Below are 21106 nucleotides of genomic sequence, written 5' to 3' on the forward strand. Positions count from 1 at the left end.
TTCCCGGCAACTCAGTATTTGGGCCCCGAGCGGGTGTTATTGCCCTTGGCCAGGCGGTCGTAGAGCACCACGTTGACGGTGGCGGCGAGGTTCATGCAGCCGGTGGTCGGGATGTACACCACGTCTTCACACCAGTCGCGAATCTCTTTGTCGAGGGAGCCGTCCTCGGGGCCGAAGATGTACAGCGCGCGGTCGGGGTGGGTGTATTCGGGCAGCGGGCGGGCGCCGTCCACCAGTTCGACGGCGACCGGGATGCAGCCCAGCGGCAGGATTTTTCTCAGGTCATCGATGCCGATCAGCGGAATGTCGTGGTGGACCTTCTTGGTGTCGGTGATGAAATCCCGGGCGCGCTCGTAGCGTTTGCCGGTGTAGAACACCGAGGCCACGCCGTAGCAACCGGCGGCGCGCATCACCGAACCGACGTTTTCGGGGGATTTGGGGTTATACAGACCGATGCAGCTGTAGCGTTTATTGCCCACGGGGAAGGGTGCCTTGGAGAAAAGCGGCGATTATACGGGGATTGGTCGGGCTGTGGTCGCTATCGAGCGCTGCGCCGCTGGCACTGCTGCCTTCGCGAGTAAGCCCGCTCCCACATTGGCCCGTGTCCATGCTCTGGAATGCGGTCAAGGGTAGGAGCGGGCTTGCCCGCGAAGAGGGCGGGGCAGCCCGCGTGCAACTTCAGTCGTCTTTCTTCATCAACCCTGCCAACGCCGCGAACGGGTTGTGCGTGGCCTTGGCGATCGTCGGGCTGCTGGTGGAGCCTTCGCCGAAGTACTGCTGGTCGGTGTAGCGCGAGTGCTCGTTGTCGTGGCAGTACAGGCACAGCAACTCCCAGTTGGACCCATCCTGGGGATTGTCGTCATGGTTGTGGTTGCGGTGGTGTACGGTCAGTTCGCTCAGGCGCTTGCCGGCGAACTCACGGGCGCAGCGGCCGCACACGTGGGGGTACATTTTCAGGGCTTTGTCGCGGTAGCCCATTTCCCGGTCGCGCTGGGCATCGGCGAGGATGCGGTCGAGCTTGGCGGTGTGGGAGGGCGGGTTGGTCGAGCTCATCATGGCTCCTGTCTTCGGGTGGGTCACGGATAGGGTTGATTCTAGCCAATCGCGGCGCAATTAGCCCTTGAGCTTTTCCGCAATCCAGATGGTGTGCCGCGTGCCCTTGTTGCCATGGGCGAACACTTGCACTTCCTCGGCCTTGAAACCGGCCTTGCGCAGCTTGTCGCTGAACAGCTTGTCGGCGCTGGCCGACCACACCGCAAGTACGCCCTTGGGGCGCAGGGCCTTGGCGCAGGCGGCCAGGCCACCGGCGGAGTAGAGCCAACTGTTGGCTTTTTGCGTAAGGCCTTCGGGGCCGTTGTCCACGTCGAGCATGATCGCATCAAAGCCCTGGGGCTCGGCTTGCAGCACCTTGGCCACGTCTTCCATGCGGACCACGGTGCGCGGGTCAAGCAGCGGGCGCCCGGCCTTTTCGCCCAAAGGGCCACGGTTCCACTCCACGACACCGGGCACCAGTTCTGCCACCACCACTTCGGCGGTCTTGCCCAGGTGCTTGAGGGCCGACGCGAGGGTGAAACCCATGCCCAGCCCGCCGATCAATACCCGCGAACCGGGGCGGCCGGCGACTTTGCGACAAGGGATTTCTGCCAGCGCGTCTTCGGAGCCGTGCATGCGCGTGTTCATCAACTGGCCGCCGTCGCCGCCCTGGATCTTGATGACAAAGTCCTCGCCGTATTCGAACAGGCACAAGGCACCGCCGTTGTCGGGGATCGGGGTGGTGTCCAGCAGAACGAAACGTTTCATGGAGATCTCATTGGGAAGGGCATTCTTGCGCGGTTGGGAGTAGCCTTACGACATTCCGGTCAGGCCATGGAGCCATCGATGAAGTGCAGCATTCTAACGGTCATTGTGTTGGGCGCGCTCACATTGGGTGTGGCGCAGGCTCAGGAGTTGCAAACCGTACCGGTTGCGCCGGCGCCAACCCCAGGCGCGCCGGGCACCCCCACCCCGACGTTGTATCCGCAAGTCACCCCGCCGGCGGTGCCCAAGACGAACGGCTCGCCGCCGCTGGTGCCTATTGTGTTACCTGCGCCACCGAAGGACCAGACGGTCCCCGGCGTGCCACCGAACGACAGCAAGCCGAAGACGCCCGGCGGTTAACCGCGTCGAGCGCTCCGGCGTTCAGACAGGACCGCTAAACCAGCCCCAGCGCCTTGAACACAAATGCATATTCGAGCGCTACGTCACGTAATCCCTGGTAACGCCCGCTCATGCCGCCATGGCCGGCCCCCAGTTCGGTCTTGAGCAGCAGCAGGTTGTCGTCCGTCTTAGTGTCGCGCAGCTTGGCCACCCACTTGGCCGCTTCCCAGTACTGCACGCGGCTGTCGTTGTAGCCGGCGATCACCAGCAGGGCCGGGTAGGCCTGGGCGCGCACGTTCTCATACGGCGCATACGCCTTGATGCGCGCATAGACCTCGGGCTCCTGCGGGTTGCCCCACTCGTCGTACTCGGTGACGGTCAGCGGCAGGTCCGGGTCGAGCATGGTGTTGAGCACGTCGACGAACGGCACTTCGGCAATCGCCGCCTGGAACAGCTCCGGACGCTGGTTGAGCACCGCGCCGATCAACAGGCCACCGGCGCTGCCGCCGCTGATCACCAGCTGTTTGGCGCAGGTCAAACCCTGTGCGATCAGGTGTTCGGCACAGGCGATAAAGTCGTTGAACGTGTTCTGCTTGTGTTCTTGTTTGCCATTGCGATACCAGGCTTCGCCCAGCTCGCCGCCGCCGCGCACATGCGCAATGGCAAACGCGACGCCACGGTCCAGCAGGCTCAGGCGCGCGTGGGAGAACCACGGATCGAGGCTCTGGCCGTAGGCGCCATAACCGTAGAGGTACAGCGGCGTCGGTTTGCCAAGCTGGTCGCGCTTGACCACCAGGCTGATCGGCACCTGGGTGCCATCGGCGGAGGTTGCCCACAAACGCTGGCTGACGTAATCGTCGGCGTTGAAGACGCCGAGTACCGGGGTTTCCTTGAGCACCTGTTGCGCGCCGCTGGCCAGTTCCAGCTGGCGCACCTGGGCCGGACGGTTCAGGGCTTCATAGCGCAGGCGGATCTTGTCGCTGGGGAATTCCAGGCTGTTTTGTACGTAGAGGCTGTAGGCAGCGTCAGGCAATTCCACACGATAGGTCGGTAGACCCTGGGGATGCACTTCGATGACCGGCAGGCCGCCTATGCGCAGGCTCAAGGTCATGGCGCCGGCATTCAGGCTCACGCCGTCGAGCATCACCTCATCGCTGTGGGGGATCAGGTTTTTCCAGTCGGCCTGGGTCGGCACGCGGCCGGTGTCGGCGGCGACGAACAGGGCGTAGTTGATGCCGTCGCGGTTGCTGCGGATGAACCAGGTCCACGCGCCGTCGAGCTGGCCGTGGTCGACGTCGTACTCGTGGTCTTCGACCCGTGGCGCCAGGCAGGTGAAGTCCAGGTGCGGCTGGTCGGCGTCCAGCGCCCAGATTTCACTGGTGGTCTTGCTGCCCAGGGCCACCAGCAACTGGCGCTCGGAGCTGGAACGGTAGCAGTGCAGGAAGAAACGCCCGTCGGTCTCGTGGAACACTTCCTGCGCGGCGGTGCCGTCGAGGCGATAGCGGTAGAGTTTGTGCGGACGATGGGTGTCGTCCAGTTCGCCGAAAAACAGGGTCAGGCTGTCATTGGCCCAGGTCATGCTGCCGTCGCAGTTATCGAACGCCAGTTCGCTGACTTTGTTGGTGGCCAATTCCTTCACATATAGGGTGTAGATCTCTTCGCCATTGGTATCGAGGCTGTAGGCCAGGCGCTGATGGTCGGGGCTGATGCTGAATGCACCGAGGGAGAAAAAGCCGCCGTTGGCCAGCACGTTGGGGTCGAGCAACAGCTCCTCGCTGCTGTCATCCACCTGGTTGCTGTCGTCGGCCGGGCGGCGGCAGCGGTAGTGGCGGGCGTACTCGTCGCCAGCGGTGGTGCGCGTGTAATACAGGTACGGGCCCCAGGGGGAGGGCAGCGACAGGTCGGTTTCGAGGATACGGCCCTTGATCTCTTCGAACAGGGTTTCACGCAGCGCCTGTTGCCCGGCGAGTTGGGCTTCCTGCCAGGCGTTTTCGGCTTTCAGGTAATCCATCACTTCTGCGCTGTCACGCACTTGCAGCCAGGCGTAGGGGTCCTGGCCTGGGGCCTTGCGGGCAATCGGGGCAGCAGTGATGGGGGTCGATGGCGGCATGGAGCACTCTCTGTCTGGCGGATGGTGGCAGGCATTGCAGCCGCGACACGCAAAAGCCGTTATCATAGCGGCCTGTTTGCCTACCTTGCCATGGACACCATGACCGAGAACGATTATCTGACCGCTTGGGGCCTTTACGCCTTCGCCGCTTTGGGCTGCCTGTTGGTGTGGTGGCGCATGACCCGCTGGATCTGGCGCTGGTTGCGCGAGCCACTGCAATTGCTGATGGCCGTGCTGCTGTTGAGCCCGACCATTGTCGACCCGGTCAAGACCCAGTTCGCGCCGGCCGTGGCGATTACTGCGCTGGACCTGGTGCTCAAGGTCGGTAACAACGCCTGGCGGGCCGTCTCCGATTTGTTCATGTACACGATGATCGCCTTTGGCGTGTACCTCGTGTTTGTGTTGATCCGCTGGCCCATCGAGCGCGCCGCCAACGCCCGCCGTGAGCGCAAGGCCGCCGCTGATGCCGCCTTGGCCGCCGAGCCCGAAGACGATGACGAGCCGTTCCGTCGCCCGGCGCCTGTGGGCGGTATGCGGGTCGAACCGCGCCTTTAACGTTGTCTGCCCTGCAGCGAGAGCCCTGGCATGTGTGAATTATTGGGCATGAGTGCCAACGTCCCCACCGATATCGTGTTCAGCTTTACCGGGCTGATGCAGCGCGGTGGGCGTACCGGCCCCCACCGCGATGGTTGGGGCATCGCGTTCTATGAAGGTCGTGGCCTGCGCCTGTTCCAGGACCCGGCCGCGAGCAGCGAATCGGAAGTCGCGCGGCTGGTGCAGCGTTATCCCATCAAAAGTGAAGTGGTGATTGGCCATATCCGTCAGGCCAACGTGGGCAAGGTGTGCCTGTCCAATACCCACCCGTTCGTGCGCGAGCTGTGGGGGCGTAACTGGTGCTTTGCGCACAACGGCCAATTGGCCGACTTCAAACCGCGCGCCACGTTTTACCGGCCGGTGGGCGACACCGACAGCGAAGCGGCGTTCTGCGACCTGCTCAACCGCGTCCGCGAGGCGTTCCCGGAGCCGGTGGAGATCGAGCGGATGCTGCCGGACCTGATCGTCGCCTGCACCGAATACCGCAGCAAAGGCGTGTTCAACTGCCTGCTCAGCGACGGCGATTGGTTGTTCTGCTACTGCACGACCAAATTGGCCCAGATCACCCGGCGCGCTCCGTTCGGCCCGGCACGCTTGAAAGACGTCGACGTGATCGTCGATTTCCAGGCCGAAACCACGCCCAACGATGTGGTAACGGTGATCGCCACCGAACCCCTGACCGACAACGAAAACTGGACCCGCTACGAACCGGGCCAGTGGAGCCTGTGGCGGCGCGGTGAATGCGTCAGCCAGGGCATTACCGAGTAAGGAAGTCGACTATGTTGCTCAGCTATCTGCGGTTGGTGTTGTTTGCCATTGGCTTGTTGGTCGGTGTGCAAGTGCCGGGGTTCATCAATGACTACGCCAAGCGCGTCGAAGCCCACTTGATCGAGGCCCAGACCGGCCTGCGCGGCTTTGAATCCACCGCGCAACAGTTCTTCAACGGCGACTTGCAGGCCCTGGTCGCCCACTACCGTGCCAGCGACGACCCGGTGTTTCGCAGCGATGCCAACAGCCTCGGCACGCTGTTGGATCGTCAGTTGGCGCTGGACAAGCAATTCCAGGCCATGCAAGGCCCCTGGTACATTCGCGCATTGCAGGTAGCGGTCGCGGCCGACCCGGCGATCCGCCTGGAAACCTGGAACGGCTACAGCTACCAGATCCTGCTGACCCCCGAAGCCATGGGCTGGGGCCTGGGCGGGGCGATGTTGTTGTCCTTCGGCCTGGAGTGCCTGTTCCGCTTGATCGACTGGGTGGTGCTGGGCGGCAAGCGCCTGCGCCAGAGCCGGCCGATCGAAGAGCGTGATTTGAAAGGGCTGTAGAAAGGCCTGTAATGGTGGGAGGGGCTTGCTCCCACCGTTTTAATCGCGCTCCTTCAACTTCATGGGGTCGACCTTTATGGGGTGGACACCGTCCCGGACACACGCCAAAAATCGCGCCGTTTCACGATAAGTGCCGCTGGGACGGTGGGATAAGTTGCGAGTCTTGTGTAAAAGATCCCACACTACAAAAAAACAAAGCCTACAGGAGCACTCAGCGTGAGCCGTCTGCTATTGAATTGCGACATCGGCGAAAGCTATGGCAACTGGAACCTGGGTCTCGACGCTGAGGTCATGCCGTTCATTGATTGCGCCAACGTGGCCTGCGGCTTCCATGCCGGCGACCCGAGCATCATGCGCAAGACCGTCGGCCTGGCGCTCAAGCATGGCGTGCTGGTCGGGGCGCACCCGGCGTATCAGGACCTGCAAGGTTTCGGCCGCCGTTCCATGGCCTACACGCCCGAAGAAATCCAAGACCTGTTGCACTACCAGATCGGCGCGCTCGACGGCATTTGCCGCGCCCAGGGCGGACGGGTCAGCTACGTCAAACCCCATGGCGCGATGTACAACGACATGATGGCCAACCCCGCGCAGTTGCGTGCGGTGATCCAGGCCGTTGCCGCTTACGGCGAACTGCCGCTGATGCTGCTGGCCACCCGCGACAACCGTGCGGCCCAGGCGCTGGGCGACGAATACGGTGTGATCCTGTGGTTCGAGGCGTTCGCCGACCGCGCCTACGACAACAAGGGGTACCTGGTTTCCCGCCAATTGCCCGGCGCGGTACACCACGATACCGAAGCCATCATCCAGCAATCCCTGACCATTTCCCGTGGCGAACCCTTGACCGCCAGCGATGGCAGCCCCTTGGTCCTGCGGGCCAATACCTTGTGTGTGCATGGTGATAACGCCAGTTCGGTGGCCTCCGTGCAGCGCATTCGCGAGGCGTTGAAGTGCCAGTGACGCCACGCCTATGGGAGATATCGGGTTACTTGGAAAGGAACCGCATGCCTTCTTCCAGCCCGCGCAAGGTCAGCGGATACATCTGGTCTTCGACCAACTCCCGCACGATCCCGGTCGACGCCGTATAGCCCCAGGTGTCCTTCGGATACGGGTTTATCCAGATCAGCTTCTTGTACTTGGCCATGAAGCGCTGCATCCACACATACCCCGGCTCCTCGTTCCAATGCTCGACGCTGCCGCCGGCCTGGGTGATTTCATACGGCGCCATCGAGGCATCGCCGATAAAGATCACTTTGTAATCGGCGCCATATTTGTGCAGTAAGTCCTGGGTGGAGGTGCGCTCCGACGTGCGGCGCTGGTTGTTCTTCCACACCGACTCGTACACGAAGTTGTGGAAGTAGAAGTACTCCAGGTGCTTGAACTCGGTCTTGCACGCGGAGAACAGCTCTTCGCAGATCTTCACATGGGCGTCCATCGAGCCGCCGATGTCGAACAGCAACAGCAGCTTGATGGTGTTGCGCCGCTCCGGGCGCATCTGGATATTCAGCAAGCCGGCATCGCGGGCGGTGTGGTCGATGGTGCCGTCGATGTCCAGCTCTTCCGCCGCACCCTGGCGCGCGAACTTGCGCAGGCGGCGCAGGGCGATCTTGATGTTGCGCGTGCCCAGTTCCACCTGATCGTCGAGGTTCTTGTACTCGCGCTGGTCCCAGACTTTCACCGCCTTGCCCTGGCGCTTGCCCGCATCGCCGACGCGGATGCCTTCCGGGTTGTAGCCGCCGGAGCCGAACGGGCTGGTGCCGCCGGTGCCGATCCACTTGTTGCCGCCGGCGTGGCGCTCTTTCTGTTCTTCCAGGCGTTTCTTGAACTCTTCGATCAACTTGTCCAGGCCGCCGAGGGACTGGATCTGCGCGCGTTCTTCGTCGCTCAGCGAGCGTTCGAACTCCTTGCGCAGCCAGTCTTCGGGGATCAGCGCCTGCAGGTGGTCGTCGAGCTTTTCCAGACCGTTGAAATAGGCGCTGAAGGCGCGGTCGAACTTGTCGAAATGGCGTTCGTCCTTGACCAGGATCGCCCGGGCCAAGTAGTAGAACTCGTCCATGTCGGCGAAGATCACCCGCTGTTTCAGGGCGTTGATCAGGTCGAGCAGCTCGCGCACCGACACCGGCACCTTGGCTGCACGCATTTCATTGAACAGGTTGAGCAACATGGCAGGCGCCCTTATCGGTTACCGCGACGGCTCATGAACGCCAGGCGTTCGAGCAATTGCACGTCCTGCTCGTTCTTCACCAGCGCACCGGCCAGGGGCGGGATGGCCTTGGTCGGGTCGCGTTCGCGCAGTACCGCTTCGCCGATATTGTCGGCCATCAGCAGCTTGAGCCAGTCGACCAGTTCGGAGGTGGAAGGCTTTTTCTTCAGGCCCGGCACTTTGCGCACGTCGAAGAACACGTCCAGCGCTTCGCTGACCAGGTCTTTCTTGATGTCGGGGTAATGCACATCGACGATCTTTTGCAGGGTGGCGCGGTCGGGGAAGGCGATGTAATGGAAGAAGCAGCGGCGCAGGAACGCATCCGGCAGTTCTTTTTCATTGTTGGAGGTAATGATGATGATCGGGCGTTTCTTGGCCTTGATGGTCTCGTCGATTTCGTAGACGTAGAACTCCATCTTGTCGAGTTCTTGCAGCAGGTCGTTGGGGAATTCGATGTCGGCCTTGTCGATTTCGTCGATCAGCAGGATCACCCGTTCCTCGGCCTCGAAGGCTTCCCAGAGCTTGCCCTTCTTCAGGTAGTTGCGCACGTCATGCACCTTGTCCACGCCCAACTGCGAGTCGCGCAGGCGGCTGACCGCATCGTACTCGTACAGGCCCTGGTGGGCCTTGGTGGTGGACTTGATGTGCCAGGTGATCAGCTTGGCGCCGAAGGATTCGGCCAACTGCTCGGCGAGCATGGTCTTGCCGGTGCCCGGCTCGCCCTTGACCAGCAGCGGCCGCTCCAGGGTGATGGCCGCGTTGACGGCCAGTTTCAGGTCATCGGTGGCAACGTAGGCCTGGGTGCCTTCGAACTTCATCGGTCATTCCTCGAATTCATCAATGCCCGACTATACCGTGCGGCCCCGGCGACTGTGAACGCAGACGGGTTATTCAGTCTCTGAATGACCAGTCACGCGTGCGCTCAGTCGATCGAAGGCGTGGTCGTTCCCGGGGCTGTTCTGCGGGCTTGTAGGAAATTGACTATTGCGATGTCTCCGACGTTCCGCTGACTGGACGCTTTGGAAGACGAGGCATACCCTTGGGGCTTTCTTCAAGCCGCCTCAAGGACCCGTCATGAGCCGCATTTTTGCAGACAACGCGCACTCCATCGGTAACACGCCTCTGGTTCAGATCAACCGCATCGCACCGCGTGGCGTGACCATCCTGGCCAAGATCGAAGGGCGTAACCCGGGTTATTCGGTGAAGTGTCGCATTGGCGCGAACATGATCTGGGACGCGGAAAGCACCGGCAAACTCAAGCCAGGCATGACCATTGTCGAACCGACCTCGGGCAACACCGGCATCGGCCTGGCGTTCGTCGCCGCGGCCCGTGGCTACAAACTGGTGCTGACCATGCCTGCGTCGATGAGCATCGAGCGCCGCAAAGTGCTCAAGGCCCTGGGCGCCGAGCTGGTGCTGACCGAACCAGCCAAGGGCATGAAGGGCGCAATCGACAAAGCCGCGGAAATCCTCGCCAGCGACCCGGCCAGCTACTACATGCCGGCGCAGTTCGAAAACCCGGCCAACCCGGCGATCCACGAAAAAACCACCGGTCCGGAAATCTGGAACGACACCGACGGCGCCGTCGACGTGTTGGTGGCGGGCGTGGGTACCGGCGGCACCATTACCGGGGTGTCGCGCTATATCAAGAACACTGCGGGCAAGCCGATTCTGTCGGTGGCCGTCGAGCCGATCGTCTCGCCGGTGATCACCCAGGCGCTGGCCGGTGAAGAGATCAAGCCGAGCCCGCACAAGATCCAGGGCATCGGCGCCGGGTTCGTGCCGAAGAACCTCGACCTGTCGATGGTCGACCGCGTGGAACTGGTGAGCGACGACGAATCCAAGGCCATGGCCCTGCGCCTGATGCGGGAAGAGGGGATTCTGTGCGGGATCTCCTGCGGCGCGGCGATGGCGGTCGCCGTGCGCCTGGCCGAGAAGCCGGAGATGCAAGGCAAGACCATCGTGGTGATCCTGCCGGACTCCGGCGAGCGCTACCTGTCGAGCATGCTGTTCAGTGATTTGTTTACCGATCAAGAAAACCAGGCTTGATGCAAATCAGCGTGTGAGCGGGGGCCTTATGCATAATTGGCCTACCCTCGCGCCGTTTTAAACGCTGATTGTTGGACTGCGCGGGTTTTTCCCGAGGTCCGGAGTGTTTATCATGGCCGGCTGCTACGCCTGGTTTCCCCTCGATGGGAGGTTGTTGGCCAGGCGCTTATTTCCAGGAGTTGCTGCATGACCTTTTCTTTGGCCGCCAAACTGTCGGTGTTGCTGGTGTTTATCGGCAGCACGCTGTACGTACACCTGCGCGGCAAGGCCCGTTTGCCGATGTTGCGCCAGTTCGTCAACCACTCGGCGCTGTTTGCCCCGTATAACGCCTTGATGTACCTGTTCTCGGCCGTGCCGTCCAAGCCGTACCTGGACCGCAGCAAGTTCCCGGAACTGGACGTGCTCAAGGACAACTGGGAAGTGATCCGCGAAGAGGCCATGCACCTGTTCGACGAGGGTTACATCCGCGCCGCCGAAAAGAATAACGACGCCGGCTTCGGCTCGTTCTTCAAGAAGGGCTGGAAGCGTTTCTACCTCAAGTGGTACGACAAACCGCTGCCGTCGGCCGAGGCCCTGTGCCCGAAAACCGTGGCCCTGGTCAGCAGCATCCCCAACGTCAAGGGCGCGATGTTCGCGCTGTTGCCGGGCGGCAGTCACCTCAACCCGCACCGCGACCCGTTTGCCGGTTCCCTGCGTTATCACCTGGGCCTGTCCACGCCGAACTCTGACGACTGCCGCATTTTCGTCGACGGCCAGGAATACGCCTGGCGCGACGGTGAAGACGTGATGTTCGACGAGACCTACGTACACTGGGTGAAGAACGAGACGGAAAAGACCCGTGTGATCCTGTTCTGCGACATCGAGCGCCCGCTGAGCAATCCGCTGATGACCCGCATCAACCGCTGGGTCAGCGCGCAACTGGGCCGCGCCACCGCGCCGCAGAACCTGGACGACGAACGCGTCGGCGGCATCAACCAGGCTTATGCCTGGAGCAAGTCGTTCAGCGACAAGATCAGCAGCGTGGTCAAGCAGTGGAAGCGCAAGCATCCCAAGGCCTACCGCATTGCGCGGCCAGTGCTGGCGGTTGTCGTCTTGGTACTGCTGTGGAAGTGGCTCTTCGGCTGACTTGAAGTTTTAAATGCGGTCAAAACTGTGGGAGGGGGCTTGCCCCCGATAGCGGTGTGTCAGTCATCAGATGTATCGACTGATCCACCGCTATCGGGGGCAAGCCCCCTCCCACATTTGGCCTCCAGCGACCTTTAGCTGGCGATCAACTGGCGCAGCACATAGTGCAGGATGCCGCCCGCTTTGAAGTATTCCACTTCATTGAGGGTGTCGATCCGGCACAGCACGTCGATCTTCTCGCTGCTGCCATCCTCGCGGGTAATCACCAGGGTCAGGTTCATGCGCGGCACGAGCTGCGCGTCGCTGAGGCCCAGGATGTCGATCTTCTCCTTGCCGGTGAGTTTGAGCGCCTTGCGGTTCTGGTCCAGCTTGAACTGCAACGGCAGCACGCCCATACCCACCAGGTTGGAACGGTGAATGCGCTCGAAGCTCTCGGCGATCACTGCCTTGACCCCTAGCAGATTAGTACCCTTGGCCGCCCAGTCGCGGCTCGAGCCGGTGCCGTATTCCTGGCCGGCGATCACCACCAGCGGTGTGCCGGCGGCCTGGTACTTCATGGCGGCGTCGTAGATCGGCATTTTCTCGCCGGTGGGCACATACAGCGTGTTGCCGCCTTCCTCGCCGCCGAGCATTTCATTGCGGATACGGATATTGGCGAAGGTGCCGCGCATCATCACTTCATGGTTGCCGCGGCGTGAGCCGTAGGAGTTGAAGTCGCGCGGTTCCACGCCTTGTTCGCGCAGGTAATGGCCGGCCGGGCTGTCGGCCTTGATGTTGCCGGCGGGGGAGATGTGGTCGGTGGTCACCGAATCGCCCAGCAGGGCCAGGACGTTGGCGCCGTGGATGTCCTTGATCACTGGCAGCGGCCCGGCGATGTCGTCGAAGAACGGTGGATGCTGGATGTAGGTGGAATCCTTCTGCCACACGTAGGTCGCGGCCTGCGGCACTTCGATGGCTTGCCACTGTGCGTCGCCGGCGAACACCTCGGCGTATTCCTTGTGGAACATACCGGTGCTGACCTGGGCGACCGCGTCGGCAATCTCCTGGCTGCTTGGCCAGATGTCCTTGAGGTAGACCGGATTGCCGTGTTGATCGTTGCCCAACGGTTCGCGGCTGATATCGATGCGTACCGTACCGGCCAACGCATACGCCACCACCAGCGGCGGCGAGGCCAGCCAGTTGGTTTTCACCAGCGGGTGGACGCGGCCTTCGAAGTTGCGGTTGCCGGACAGCACCGACGCCACGGCCAGGTCGGCTTTCTGGATGGCTTTTTCAATCGGCTCGGGCAACGGGCCGGAGTTGCCGATGCAGGTGGTGCAGCCATAACCCACCAGGTCAAAACCGAGCTTGTCCAGGTATTGGGTGAGGCCGGCCGCCTTGTAGTAGTCGGTGACCACTTTGGAGCCGGGGGCCAGGGAGGTTTTTACCCAGGGTTTGCGGGTCAGGCCTTTTTCCACGGCCTTTTTCGCCACCAGCCCGGCGGCCATCATCACGCTGGGGTTGGAGGTGTTGGTGCAGGAGGTGATCGCGGCGATCACCACGGCGCCATTTTTCAGACGATAGGTCTGGCCGTCGTACTCGTAATCGGTTTCGCCCACCAGATCGGCATTGCCCACGGCCACACCGCCGCCGCCTTCGCTTTCCAGGCGGCCTTCTTCCTTGTTGGTCGGTTTGAATTGCAGGTCGAGGAAGTCACTGAACGCCTGGCCGACATTCGGCAGCGACACGCGGTCCTGCGGGCGTTTCGGCCCGGCGAGGCTGGCTTCGACGCTGCCCATGTCCAGGGCCAGGCTGTCGGTGAACACCGGCTCCTGGCCGGCGTTGCGCCACAGGCCTTGGGCCTTGGTGTAGGCCTCGACCAGTTTGACGGTCTGCGCCGGGCGACCGGACAGGCGCAGGTAGTCCAGGGTCACCTCATCCACCGGGAAAAAGCCGCAGGTGGCGCCGTATTCCGGGGCCATGTTGGCGATGGTGGCGCGGTCTGCCAGGGGCAGGTCGGCCAGGCCGTCGCCGTAGAACTCGACGAATTTGCCGACCACGCCTTTCTTGCGCAGCATCTGGGTGACGGTCAGCACCAGGTCGGTGGCGGTGATGCCTTCTTTCAATTTGCCGGTGAGCTTGAAGCCGATCACTTCCGGAATCAGCATCGACACCGGCTGGCCGAGCATCGCCGCTTCCGCTTCGATCCCGCCCACGCCCCAGCCGAGCACGCCGAGGCCGTTGATCATGGTGGTGTGGGAATCGGTGCCGACCAGGGTGTCGGGGAAGGCGTAGGTGCGGCCGTCTTCGTCCTTGGTCCACACGGTGCGGCCGAGGTATTCGAGGTTGACCTGGTGACAGATGCCGGTGCCCGGCGGCACCACGCTGAAGTTGTCGAAGGCGCTCTGGCCCCAGCGCAGGAAGGCGTAGCGTTCGCCGTTGCGCTGCATTTCGATGTCGACGTTTTGCCCGAACGCGGCGGTGGTGCCGAACTTGTCGACCATCACCGAGTGGTCGATCACCAGGTCCACCGGCGACAGCGGGTTGATGCGCTGCGGGTCGCCACCGGCCTTGGCCACGGCGGCGCGCATGGCGGCCAGGTCGACCACGGCGGGCACCCCGGTAAAGTCTTGCATCAGCACGCGGGCCGGGCGGTACTGGATCTCGCGGTCGGACTGGCGCTCTTTGAGCCAGGCGGCGATGGCCTTGAGGTCGGCGCCGGTGACAGTTTTGTTGTCTTCCCAGCGCAGCAGGTTTTCCAGCAGCACCTTGAGGGACATCGGCAGCTTATCCAGGTCGCCCAGGCGCTTGGCGGCTTCGGGCAAGCTGAAATAGTGATAAGTCTTGTCGTCGATTTGCAGGGTTTTAAGGGTTCTCAGGCTATCAAGGGATGACATTACATGACTCCTTATGGTCCGCACGGCTACGGACCTGACGGGACGAACAGAACTATCAAACTAGCCCTGTTTTCAGTAGCTGGCTAATTACTGGACTCTATGGACAGATCCAAGGTTCCGAAGTCAGTTATCATGCGCGCGTTTTCATGACAGACATTGCGATAGCGCAAGTCCGTTGGGTCGCCAGGAGAGTCGATGAACACCCTTTTTATGCACTGCCGCCCGGGTTTTGAAGGCGAGGTCTGTTCCGAGATCGCGGAACACGCCGCGCGCCTGAACGTTTCCGGCTACGCCAAGGCCAAGACCGGCAGCGCCTGCGCCGAATTTGTCTGCACCGAGGAAGACGGCGCCCGGCGCCTGATGCACGGTCAGCGTTTTGCCGAGCTGATCTTCCCGCGGCAGTGGGCGCGCGGGGTGTTCATCGACCTGCCGGAAACCGACCGCATCAGCGTGATCCTCGCGCACCTGCGCGAATTCCCGGTGTGCGGCAGCCTGTGGCTGGAGATGGTCGACACCAACGACGGCAAGGAGCTGTCGAACTTCTGCAAGAAATTCGAAGTCCACCTGCGCAAAGCCCTGCTGAACGCCGGCAAGCTGGTGGACGACCCGAGCAAGCCGCGCCTGCTGCTGACCTTCAAGAGCGGCCGCGAAGTGTTCATGGGGCTGGCCGAGTCGAATAACTCGGCGATGTGGCCGATGGGCATCCCGCGCCTGAAATTCCCCCGCGATGCGCCCAGCCGCTCGACCCTGAAGCTGGAAGAGGCCTGGCACCACTTCATCCCCCGCGACCAGTGGGACGAGCGCCTGCACGGCGACATGACCGGCGTCGACCTGGGCGCCGCTCCGGGCGGCTGGACCTGGCAACTGGTCAACCGGGGCATGCTGGTGACCGCCATCGACAACGGCCCCATGGCCGAAAGCCTGATGGACACCGGCCTGGTGCAACACTTGATGGCCGACGGTTTCACCTTCGTGCCCAAGCAGCCGGTGGACTGGATGGTGTGCGACATCGTCGAAAAACCGGCTCGCAACGCCGCCTTGCTGGAAACCTGGATCGGCGAAGGCTATTGCCGTGAAGCGGTGGTCAACCTGAAACTGCCGATGAAGCAGCGTTACGCCGAGGTCAAGCGTTTGCTCGAGCGCATCGAAGACGGCTTCAAGGCGCGCGGTATTCGTGTGGAAATCGGCTGTAAGCAGCTGTACCACGACCGCGAGGAAGTGACCTGCCACTTGCGTCGGCTGGTGGATGTGAAGAAAACCAAGGCCCGTTAAACTGAGCGCCTGCCGTAGGAGTTATCAATGAGCGATATGACCGACACTGCCGTCGACGGCACCCTCGACGCCACCGGCCTGAACTGCCCGGAGCCGGTGATGATGCTGCACCAGCACATCCGTGACCTGCCGCCTGGCGGTTTGCTCAAGGTGATCGCGACCGACCCGTCGACCCGCCGCGACATTCCCAAGTTCTGCGTGTTCCTCGACCACGAACTGGTGGCTCAGCAGGAACAGGCCGGTACGTACCTGTACTGGATCCGCAAGAAGCTCGACTAAGCCCCCGATTCCTGTAGGAGCGAGCTTGCTCGCGAAAACCCCGAGAGCGCCACGTCAAACCAGGCGAGCTGCGTTATCGCTGGCGACCTTCGCGAGCAAGCGCGGGTGTGTGCTGCTTAACCCCGCGCCTTGTCCCGGCGAATGCGTCGGCGTGCGCTGCGCGCCAGGCGCACCAGCAACATCCCCGCCGCGCAGCTCAGGCCCACGATCAGCCCCTGCCACAAACCGCTGGGGCCGCTCGCCGCGCCCAGCCAGTCGGTCAGCCCCAGGGCGTAACCCACCGGCAACCCCACGCCCCAGTAGGCAAACAGGGTCAGCACCATGGTCACGCGGGTGTCCTGATAACCGCGCAAGGCCCCGGCGGCGGTGACCTGGATCGAGTCGGAAAACTGGAACAGCGCGGAAAACACGATCAGCGTCGACGCCAGGTGGATCACCACCGGGTCCGGGGTGTAGATCGCCGCGATCTGCTCGCGAAACACCAGCATCAGGCTGCAGGACAGGCAGGCATACGCCAGCGCCGTGCCCATGCCGACCCCGGCAGCGAAGCGCGCTTCACGCGGCAGGCCACGGCCGAGGGCCTGGCCGACGCGCACGGTGACGGCCGTACTCAGGGAGTAGGGGATCATGAACACCAGGGAACTGACGTTCAGGGCGATCTGATGGCCGGAGACCACCGTGGCGCCCAGGCTGCCGATCAGCAGGGCGATCACCGCGAAGATGCTCGATTCGGCAAAGATCGCGATGCCGATTGGCAGGCCGATGCCCAATACGCGCTTGATCACCGCCCATTGCGGCCAATCGAAACGCTTGAACAGTTCGCTGCTCTGGTACGCCGGCCCCCAGCGCGTCCAGCCCGCCAGGCCGAGCATCATCACCCACATCGCAATGCCCGTGGCCCAGCCGCAGCCCACGCCGCCCATGGCCGGCACGCCGAAATGGCCATAGATGAAGATGTAGTTCAGCGGGATATTCAGCGCCAAACCGCACAGGCCCAGGACCATGCTCGGGCGTGTGCGGCCCAGGCCGTCGCTGAAACAACGCAACACGTAATACAGGGCAACGGCCGGCATGCCTGCGGCGATGCCGTGCAGGTAGCCCATGGACGGTTTGATCAGGTCGGGTTCAACCTTCATCGCGTGCAGGATCGGTTCGGCGCTGAGCAGCAGCAGTGACGCGGTGATGCCGGCCACCACCGCCAGCCACAGGGATTGGCGCACCAGCGGCCCGATCTCGCTGTAGTGACCGGCGCCATAGCGCTGGGCGACTTTCGGCGTGGTGGCCAGCAAGGTGCCGGTCATCAGCAGGTACACCGGAATCCAGATCGAATTGCCCAGGCCCACCGCCGCCAGGTCCTGCGGGCTGACGCGCCCGGCCATCACCGCATCGACGAAGCTCATCGCGGTGGTTGCCAGTTGGCCGATCATGATCGGCACGGCGAGTGTCAGCAGGCCGCGCACTTCCCGGCTGATGCGGGCGGGACGGGTGAGGGTGGCGGTGGCGGTGTTCACGTGCAGATGTCCAAAGAAGAGCGCAGGACGGCGGATTCTACGCGTTGACGCAGCGGTCAGGAAAAAACCTGTGTTAGCGATTTGTAAGCGATCTTCCAGGCGCCGCAGCGTCCACCTTCGATCTGCGGTGGAACACCGATCGCATCCCTGTACACTGCTGTTCCGCCAAAGGAGCCTGCCATGCTGATTGTTGCCGACGAAAATATTCCGCTGCTCGATGCTTTCTTCCAAGGATTTGGCGAAATACGCCGGGTGCCCGGCCGTTCCATTGACCGCGCCACCGTCGAGCAGGCCGATGTGCTGCTGGTGCGCTCGGTGACCAACGTCAACCGGGCTTTGCTCGAAGGTTCCAAGGTGCGCTTTGTCGGCACCTGCACCATCGGCACCGATCATTTGGACCTCGACTATTTCCAGCGTGCCGGCATTCAATGGTCCAGCGCGCCCGGCTGCAATGCCCGTGGCGTGGTGGACTACGTGCTGGGCAGCTTGCAGACCCTGGCCGAGATCGAGGGCGCCGATCTCAACCAGCGGACTTACGGTGTCGTCGGCGCCGGTGAAGTGGGCGGGCGTTTGGTCAAGGTGCTCAAGGGCCTGGGCTGGAACGTGCTGGTCTGCGACCCGCCGCGGCAGATCGCCGAAGACGGTGACTACGTCAGCCTGGAGCAGATCATCGAGCAATGCGACGTGATCAGCCTGCACACGCCGTTGACCAAGTCCGGCAACGGCTCCACCTGGCACTTGTTCGACCGCGAGCGCCTCAATCGCCTCAAGCCTGGTGCCTGGCTGATCAACGCCAGCCGTGGCCCGGTGGTGGACAACGCCGCCCTGCGCGACGTGCTGCTTTCGCGTGAAGACCTGCAAGCGGTGCTGGATGTGTGGGAAGGCGAGCCCGAAGTGGATGTCGACCTGGCCGACCTCTGCGTGCTGGCCACCCCGCACATCGCCGGTTACAGCCTGGACGGCAAGCAGCGCGGCACGGCGCAGATCTACCAGGCGTTCTGCGCGCATCTGGGCCAGGCGCCGGCGATTGAACTGAGTGATTTGCTGCCGCCGCCGTGGCTGGCCGAGGTCCACTTGAATGCGTCTACCGACCCGGCCTGGGCGCTGGCGACGTTATGCCGCAGCGTGTACGACCCGCGTCGCGATGATGCGGATTTCCGTCGCAGCCTCGTGGGAACGGTGGACGAGCAACGCAAGGCGTTCGATCTGCTGCGCAAGCACTATCCGGAGCGCCGTGAGATCGATGGCTTGAAGGTGCGTATCCATGGGCAATCGGCGCTGTTGTCCGGCATCGTCGAGGCATTGGGCGCTGAACTGCTGTAGGAACGAGGTCACAAAAAAACCGGCCATCAAGGCCGGTTCTGAAAGAGCGTGGGCGCTTCAGCCTTGCTGGGCAGGCTTGACCAGTCGCTGTTCCAGCTCGCGGCACGCTTGCTGGATCATGTCTTCGGTAATCTGCACTTCGCGGCCTTGGGCGTCGATGACGGAGCAAGGCAGGTATTGCGGTTGGCGGATTACTTCAATCTTGGCATCGCTGCTGTTTTGCAAGGTCATGGCCTGTCTCCTCATCAGGTTGTGTACCAACTTTAACCCCCCCGCGTGACCGAGCTGTTACAACTCCTTGCAAGATCATCGCTTCGAATACTCAGTCCACCAGAAACCGTTACAAATTTCCAGCCGGGTGTTAGACCGATAACCTCTAGGGGGCAGAGTGGGCGGGCATAATTAACCCGACTCATTGTTATTTACCCAAGTTCCCCCAATGTTGTCTGTAGGTTCCGATCTCCCCTCATCAGGTGATGCCCCCCATGTTCTCAGTCCGACAACGCCGTGCAATTCGCCTGGCCAGCCGCTTCATTGCGCCCTATCGCTGGCAGGCGCTTGGCGCGCTGGTGGCGCTGATCGTCACCGCCGGCATCACCTTGTCCATGGGCCAGGGCATTCGCCTGTTGGTGGACCAGGGCTTCATGACCCAGTCGCCGCACTTGCTCAACCAATCCATCGGCCTGTTCATGATCCTGGTACTGGGCCTGGCCGTCGGCACGTTTGCGCGGTTTTACCTGGTGTCGTGGATCGGCGAGCGGGTGGTGGCGGACATTCGTCGGCAGGTGTTCAACCACCTGATCTACCTGCATCCGGGCTTCTATGAAAACAACCGCAGCTCGGAAATCCAGTCGCGGTTGACCACCGACACCACATTGTTGCAATCGGTGATCGGCTCCTCGCTGTCGCTGTTCCTGCGCAATGCGTTGATGGTCATCGGCGGCATCGTGCTGCTGTTTGTCACCAACCCCAAGCTCACCAGCATCGTGGTGGTGGCGCTGCCGCTGGTGTTGGCGCCGATCCTGATTTTCGGCCGCCGCGTGCGCAGCCTGTCGCGCTTGAGCCAGGACCGTATCGCCGACGTCGGCAGCTACGTGTCCGAGACGCTCGGCCAGATCAAGACCGTGCAGGCCTATAACCACCAGGCGCAGGACGAACAACGCTTTGCCGTGACCGTCGAGGACGCTTTCAGCACCGCACGTAAGCGCATTGCCCAGCGCGCCTGGCTGATTACCCTGGTGATCATGCTGGTGCTCGGCGCTGTCGGGGTGATGCTGTGGGTCGGCGGCATGGATGTGATCAGCGGGCGCATTTCCGGCGGCGAGCTGGCCGCGTTCGTGTTCTACAGCCTGATCGTCGGCAGCGCCGTCGGCACCTTGAGCGAAGTGCTCGGCGAGTTGCAGCGCGCCGCGGGGGCGGCAGAGCGGATCGGCGAGTTGCTGCAGTCGCACAACGAGATCCAGGCGCCCGTCGCCGGCGGCGTGCAATTACCGCCACGCGTCAGCGGCCGCATGGAGCTGCAAGACCTGCGCTTTTCCTACCCGTCGCGGCCGGACACTTACGCCATCGACGGTTTGAACCTGACCATCAACCCCGGCGAAACCCTCGCGCTGGTGGGGCCGTCGGGCGCGGGCAAGTCGACGATTTTCGACCTGTTGCTGCGCTTCTATGATCCCCAGCACGGCCGCATCCTGCTCGAAGGCCAGCCGCTGACCGAACTCGACCCCCAGGACCTGCGCCGCCACTTTGCCCTGGTGTCCCAGAGCCCGGCGCTGTTCTTTGGCAGTGTCGAAGACAACATCCGCTATGGCAACCCGAGCGCCACCCGCGAGCAGGTCGAAGCCGCGGCGCGGATTGCCCATGCCCACGACTTCATCCTGCAAATGCCCGATGGCTACCAGACCCACCTCGGCGACGCCGGCATGGGCCTCTCCGGCGGCCAACGGCAACGCCTGGCGATCGCCCGCGCGTTGCTGGTAGATGCGCCGATCCTGCTGCTGGACGAAGCCACCAGCGCCCTCGACGCCCAGAGCGAACACCTGATCCAGCAGGCGCTGCCACAACTGATGCAGGGCCGCACCACGCTGGTCATCGCGCATCGGCTGGCGACGGTGAAGCATGCGGACCGGATCGCAGTGATGGACCAGGGCAAGCTGGTGGCGATCGGCACGCATCAGCAGTTGATCGCGAGCAACCCGCTGTATGCGCGGTTGGCGGCGTTGCAGTTCAGTGATGGCGTGGAGGAACAGGCTGCGCACTGAAATCACCGCGCAAAAAAATGCCCGCATCGAAGGATGCGGGCATTTTTG

20 protein-coding genes are annotated in these 21106 nt (G+C 62.8%); 11 read left to right on the forward strand and 9 right to left on the reverse strand.

Annotation, left to right across the window (positions count from 1 at the left end; translation table 11 throughout):
• Window positions 1-11: 11 nt before the first annotated feature.
• From MOQ67_RS08980 to MOQ67_RS08990, 3 genes are all read right to left on the reverse strand, one after another.
• A complete protein-coding gene (locus MOQ67_RS08980; RefSeq protein ID WP_017848750.1) occupies window positions 12-479 on the reverse strand; it encodes an RNA methyltransferase in 468 nt (155 codons plus the stop codon).
• 199 nt (window positions 480-678) lie between these two features.
• Complete coding sequence (locus MOQ67_RS08985) at window positions 679-1053, reverse strand: YajD family HNH nuclease (RefSeq protein ID WP_003210675.1); 375 nt, start codon at window positions 1051-1053, stop codon at window positions 679-681.
• A 60-nt stretch (window positions 1054-1113) separates the two neighbouring features.
• On the reverse strand, window positions 1114-1800 hold the full coding sequence (locus tag MOQ67_RS08990) for a spermidine synthase (RefSeq protein ID WP_017848751.1): 687 nt from the start codon (window positions 1798-1800) through the stop codon (window positions 1114-1116).
• Between the two features lie 78 nt (window positions 1801-1878).
• Between MOQ67_RS08990 and MOQ67_RS08995 the strand changes: the two genes are divergently transcribed.
• Window positions 1879-2157 (forward strand): hypothetical protein, encoded by a 279-nt coding sequence (locus MOQ67_RS08995; RefSeq protein ID WP_017848752.1) that lies wholly within the window; start codon window positions 1879-1881, stop codon window positions 2155-2157.
• 34 nt (window positions 2158-2191) lie between these two features.
• On the opposite strand, the gene MOQ67_RS09000 is transcribed toward MOQ67_RS08995, so the two are convergent.
• Window positions 2192-4246 carry a S9 family peptidase gene (locus MOQ67_RS09000; protein WP_104903754.1) on the reverse strand — a complete coding sequence of 685 codons (2055 nt, stop codon included), beginning with the start codon at window positions 4244-4246 and terminating at the stop codon, window positions 2192-2194.
• 21 nt (window positions 4247-4267) lie between these two features.
• Here MOQ67_RS09000 and MOQ67_RS09005 point away from each other — a divergent pair, with 21 nt between their 5' ends.
• From MOQ67_RS09005 to MOQ67_RS09020, 4 genes are all read left to right on the forward strand, one after another.
• Window positions 4268-4801, forward strand: a complete 534-nt coding sequence (locus MOQ67_RS09005) for a hypothetical protein (RefSeq protein ID WP_017848754.1) — start codon at window positions 4268-4270, stop codon at window positions 4799-4801.
• A 30-nt stretch (window positions 4802-4831) separates the two neighbouring features.
• A complete protein-coding gene (locus MOQ67_RS09010; RefSeq protein ID WP_198717736.1) occupies window positions 4832-5608 on the forward strand; it encodes a class II glutamine amidotransferase in 777 nt (258 codons plus the stop codon).
• 11 nt (window positions 5609-5619) lie between these two features.
• Window positions 5620-6162, forward strand: coding sequence for a DUF2937 family protein (locus tag MOQ67_RS09015; RefSeq protein WP_017848756.1), 543 nt, complete (start codon window positions 5620-5622; stop codon window positions 6160-6162).
• Between the two features lie 216 nt (window positions 6163-6378).
• Window positions 6379-7119, forward strand: coding sequence for a 5-oxoprolinase subunit PxpA (locus tag MOQ67_RS09020; protein WP_169884546.1), 741 nt, complete (start codon window positions 6379-6381; stop codon window positions 7117-7119).
• 25 nt (window positions 7120-7144) lie between these two features.
• Here the strand turns inward: MOQ67_RS09020 and MOQ67_RS09025 are convergent, their stop codons facing one another.
• Together MOQ67_RS09025 and MOQ67_RS09030 are read right to left on the reverse strand one after the other, a co-directional pair.
• Window positions 7145-8323, reverse strand: coding sequence for a vWA domain-containing protein (locus tag MOQ67_RS09025; RefSeq protein WP_046384330.1), 1179 nt, complete (start codon window positions 8321-8323; stop codon window positions 7145-7147).
• A gap of 11 nt (window positions 8324-8334) precedes the next feature.
• On the reverse strand, window positions 8335-9180 hold the full coding sequence (locus tag MOQ67_RS09030) for an AAA family ATPase (protein WP_017848759.1): 846 nt from the start codon (window positions 9178-9180) through the stop codon (window positions 8335-8337).
• A gap of 256 nt (window positions 9181-9436) precedes the next feature.
• On the opposite strand from MOQ67_RS09030, the gene cysK reads away from it, so the two are divergent.
• Window positions 9437-10411 carry a cysteine synthase A gene (gene cysK / locus MOQ67_RS09035; protein WP_198717735.1) on the forward strand — a complete coding sequence of 325 codons (975 nt, stop codon included), beginning with the start codon at window positions 9437-9439 and terminating at the stop codon, window positions 10409-10411.
• A gap of 186 nt (window positions 10412-10597) precedes the next feature.
• Window positions 10598-11536 carry an aspartyl/asparaginyl beta-hydroxylase domain-containing protein gene (locus tag MOQ67_RS09040; RefSeq protein ID WP_017848761.1) on the forward strand — a complete coding sequence of 313 codons (939 nt, stop codon included), beginning with the start codon at window positions 10598-10600 and terminating at the stop codon, window positions 11534-11536.
• 134 nt (window positions 11537-11670) lie between these two features.
• Here MOQ67_RS09040 and acnA read toward each other — a convergent pair whose 3' ends face one another.
• Window positions 11671-14412, reverse strand: a complete 2742-nt coding sequence (gene acnA / locus MOQ67_RS09045) for an aconitate hydratase AcnA (protein ID WP_017848762.1) — start codon at window positions 14410-14412, stop codon at window positions 11671-11673.
• 195 nt (window positions 14413-14607) lie between these two features.
• Here acnA and rlmM point away from each other — a divergent pair, with 195 nt between their 5' ends.
• Both rlmM and tusA read left to right on the forward strand, forming a co-directional pair.
• Window positions 14608-15684, forward strand: coding sequence for a 23S rRNA (cytidine(2498)-2'-O)-methyltransferase RlmM (gene rlmM, locus MOQ67_RS09050; protein ID WP_017848763.1), 1077 nt, complete (start codon window positions 14608-14610; stop codon window positions 15682-15684).
• A 27-nt stretch (window positions 15685-15711) separates the two neighbouring features.
• Window positions 15712-15963 carry a sulfurtransferase TusA gene (tusA, locus tag MOQ67_RS09055; RefSeq protein ID WP_017848764.1) on the forward strand — a complete coding sequence of 84 codons (252 nt, stop codon included), beginning with the start codon at window positions 15712-15714 and terminating at the stop codon, window positions 15961-15963.
• Between the two features lie 116 nt (window positions 15964-16079).
• Here tusA and MOQ67_RS09060 read toward each other — a convergent pair whose 3' ends face one another.
• On the reverse strand, window positions 16080-17474 hold the full coding sequence (locus MOQ67_RS09060) for an MATE family efflux transporter (protein ID WP_198717734.1): 1395 nt from the start codon (window positions 17472-17474) through the stop codon (window positions 16080-16082).
• A 180-nt stretch (window positions 17475-17654) separates the two neighbouring features.
• On the opposite strand from MOQ67_RS09060, the gene pdxB reads away from it, so the two are divergent.
• Complete coding sequence (pdxB, locus tag MOQ67_RS09065) at window positions 17655-18797, forward strand: 4-phosphoerythronate dehydrogenase PdxB (RefSeq protein ID WP_017848766.1); 1143 nt, start codon at window positions 17655-17657, stop codon at window positions 18795-18797.
• 57 nt (window positions 18798-18854) lie between these two features.
• Here the strand turns inward: pdxB and MOQ67_RS09070 are convergent, their stop codons facing one another.
• Window positions 18855-19028, reverse strand: coding sequence for a PA1571 family protein (locus MOQ67_RS09070; protein WP_017848767.1), 174 nt, complete (start codon window positions 19026-19028; stop codon window positions 18855-18857).
• Window positions 19029-19273: 245 nt separating this feature from the next.
• Between MOQ67_RS09070 and MOQ67_RS09075 the strand changes: the two genes are divergently transcribed.
• Complete coding sequence (locus MOQ67_RS09075; protein ID WP_185833599.1) at window positions 19274-21058, forward strand: ABC transporter ATP-binding protein/permease; 1785 nt, start codon at window positions 19274-19276, stop codon at window positions 21056-21058.
• Window positions 21059-21106 lie beyond the last annotated feature (48 nt).

It is taken from the genome of Pseudomonas sp. LY-1 (assembly GCF_053502595.1).

What these genes read in the sequence shown, in the direction of transcription:
- MOQ67_RS09030 (WP_017848759.1), bottom strand. Translation starts at nt 9,180, where the DNA reads ATGAAGTTCGAAGGCACCCAGGCCTACGTTGCCACCGATGACCTGAAA.
- MOQ67_RS08990 (WP_017848751.1), bottom strand. Translation starts at nt 1,800, where the DNA reads ATGAAACGTTTCGTTCTGCTGGACACCACCCCGATCCCCGACAACGGC.
- MOQ67_RS09000 (WP_104903754.1), bottom strand. Translation starts at nt 4,246, where the DNA reads ATGCCGCCATCGACCCCCATCACTGCTGCCCCGATTGCCCGCAAGGCC.
- MOQ67_RS08995 (WP_017848752.1), top strand. Translation starts at nt 1,879, where the DNA reads ATGAAGTGCAGCATTCTAACGGTCATTGTGTTGGGCGCGCTCACATTG.
- MOQ67_RS08985 (WP_003210675.1), bottom strand. Translation starts at nt 1,053, where the DNA reads ATGAGCTCGACCAACCCGCCCTCCCACACCGCCAAGCTCGACCGCATC.
- MOQ67_RS09040 (WP_017848761.1), top strand. Translation starts at nt 10,598, where the DNA reads ATGACCTTTTCTTTGGCCGCCAAACTGTCGGTGTTGCTGGTGTTTATC.
- MOQ67_RS09015 (WP_017848756.1), top strand. Translation starts at nt 5,620, where the DNA reads ATGTTGCTCAGCTATCTGCGGTTGGTGTTGTTTGCCATTGGCTTGTTG.
- rlmM (WP_017848763.1), top strand. Translation starts at nt 14,608, where the DNA reads ATGAACACCCTTTTTATGCACTGCCGCCCGGGTTTTGAAGGCGAGGTC.
- MOQ67_RS09010 (WP_198717736.1), top strand. Translation starts at nt 4,832, where the DNA reads ATGTGTGAATTATTGGGCATGAGTGCCAACGTCCCCACCGATATCGTG.
- MOQ67_RS09075 (WP_185833599.1), top strand. Translation starts at nt 19,274, where the DNA reads ATGCCCCCCATGTTCTCAGTCCGACAACGCCGTGCAATTCGCCTGGCC.
- MOQ67_RS09070 (WP_017848767.1), bottom strand. Translation starts at nt 19,028, where the DNA reads ATGACCTTGCAAAACAGCAGCGATGCCAAGATTGAAGTAATCCGCCAA.
- MOQ67_RS09005 (WP_017848754.1), top strand. Translation starts at nt 4,268, where the DNA reads ATGGTGGCAGGCATTGCAGCCGCGACACGCAAAAGCCGTTATCATAGC.
- acnA (WP_017848762.1), bottom strand. Translation starts at nt 14,412, where the DNA reads ATGTCATCCCTTGATAGCCTGAGAACCCTTAAAACCCTGCAAATCGAC.
- tusA (WP_017848764.1), top strand. Translation starts at nt 15,712, where the DNA reads ATGAGCGATATGACCGACACTGCCGTCGACGGCACCCTCGACGCCACC.
- pdxB (WP_017848766.1), top strand. Translation starts at nt 17,655, where the DNA reads ATGCTGATTGTTGCCGACGAAAATATTCCGCTGCTCGATGCTTTCTTC.
- MOQ67_RS09025 (WP_046384330.1), bottom strand. Translation starts at nt 8,323, where the DNA reads ATGTTGCTCAACCTGTTCAATGAAATGCGTGCAGCCAAGGTGCCGGTG.
- cysK (WP_198717735.1), top strand. Translation starts at nt 9,437, where the DNA reads ATGAGCCGCATTTTTGCAGACAACGCGCACTCCATCGGTAACACGCCT.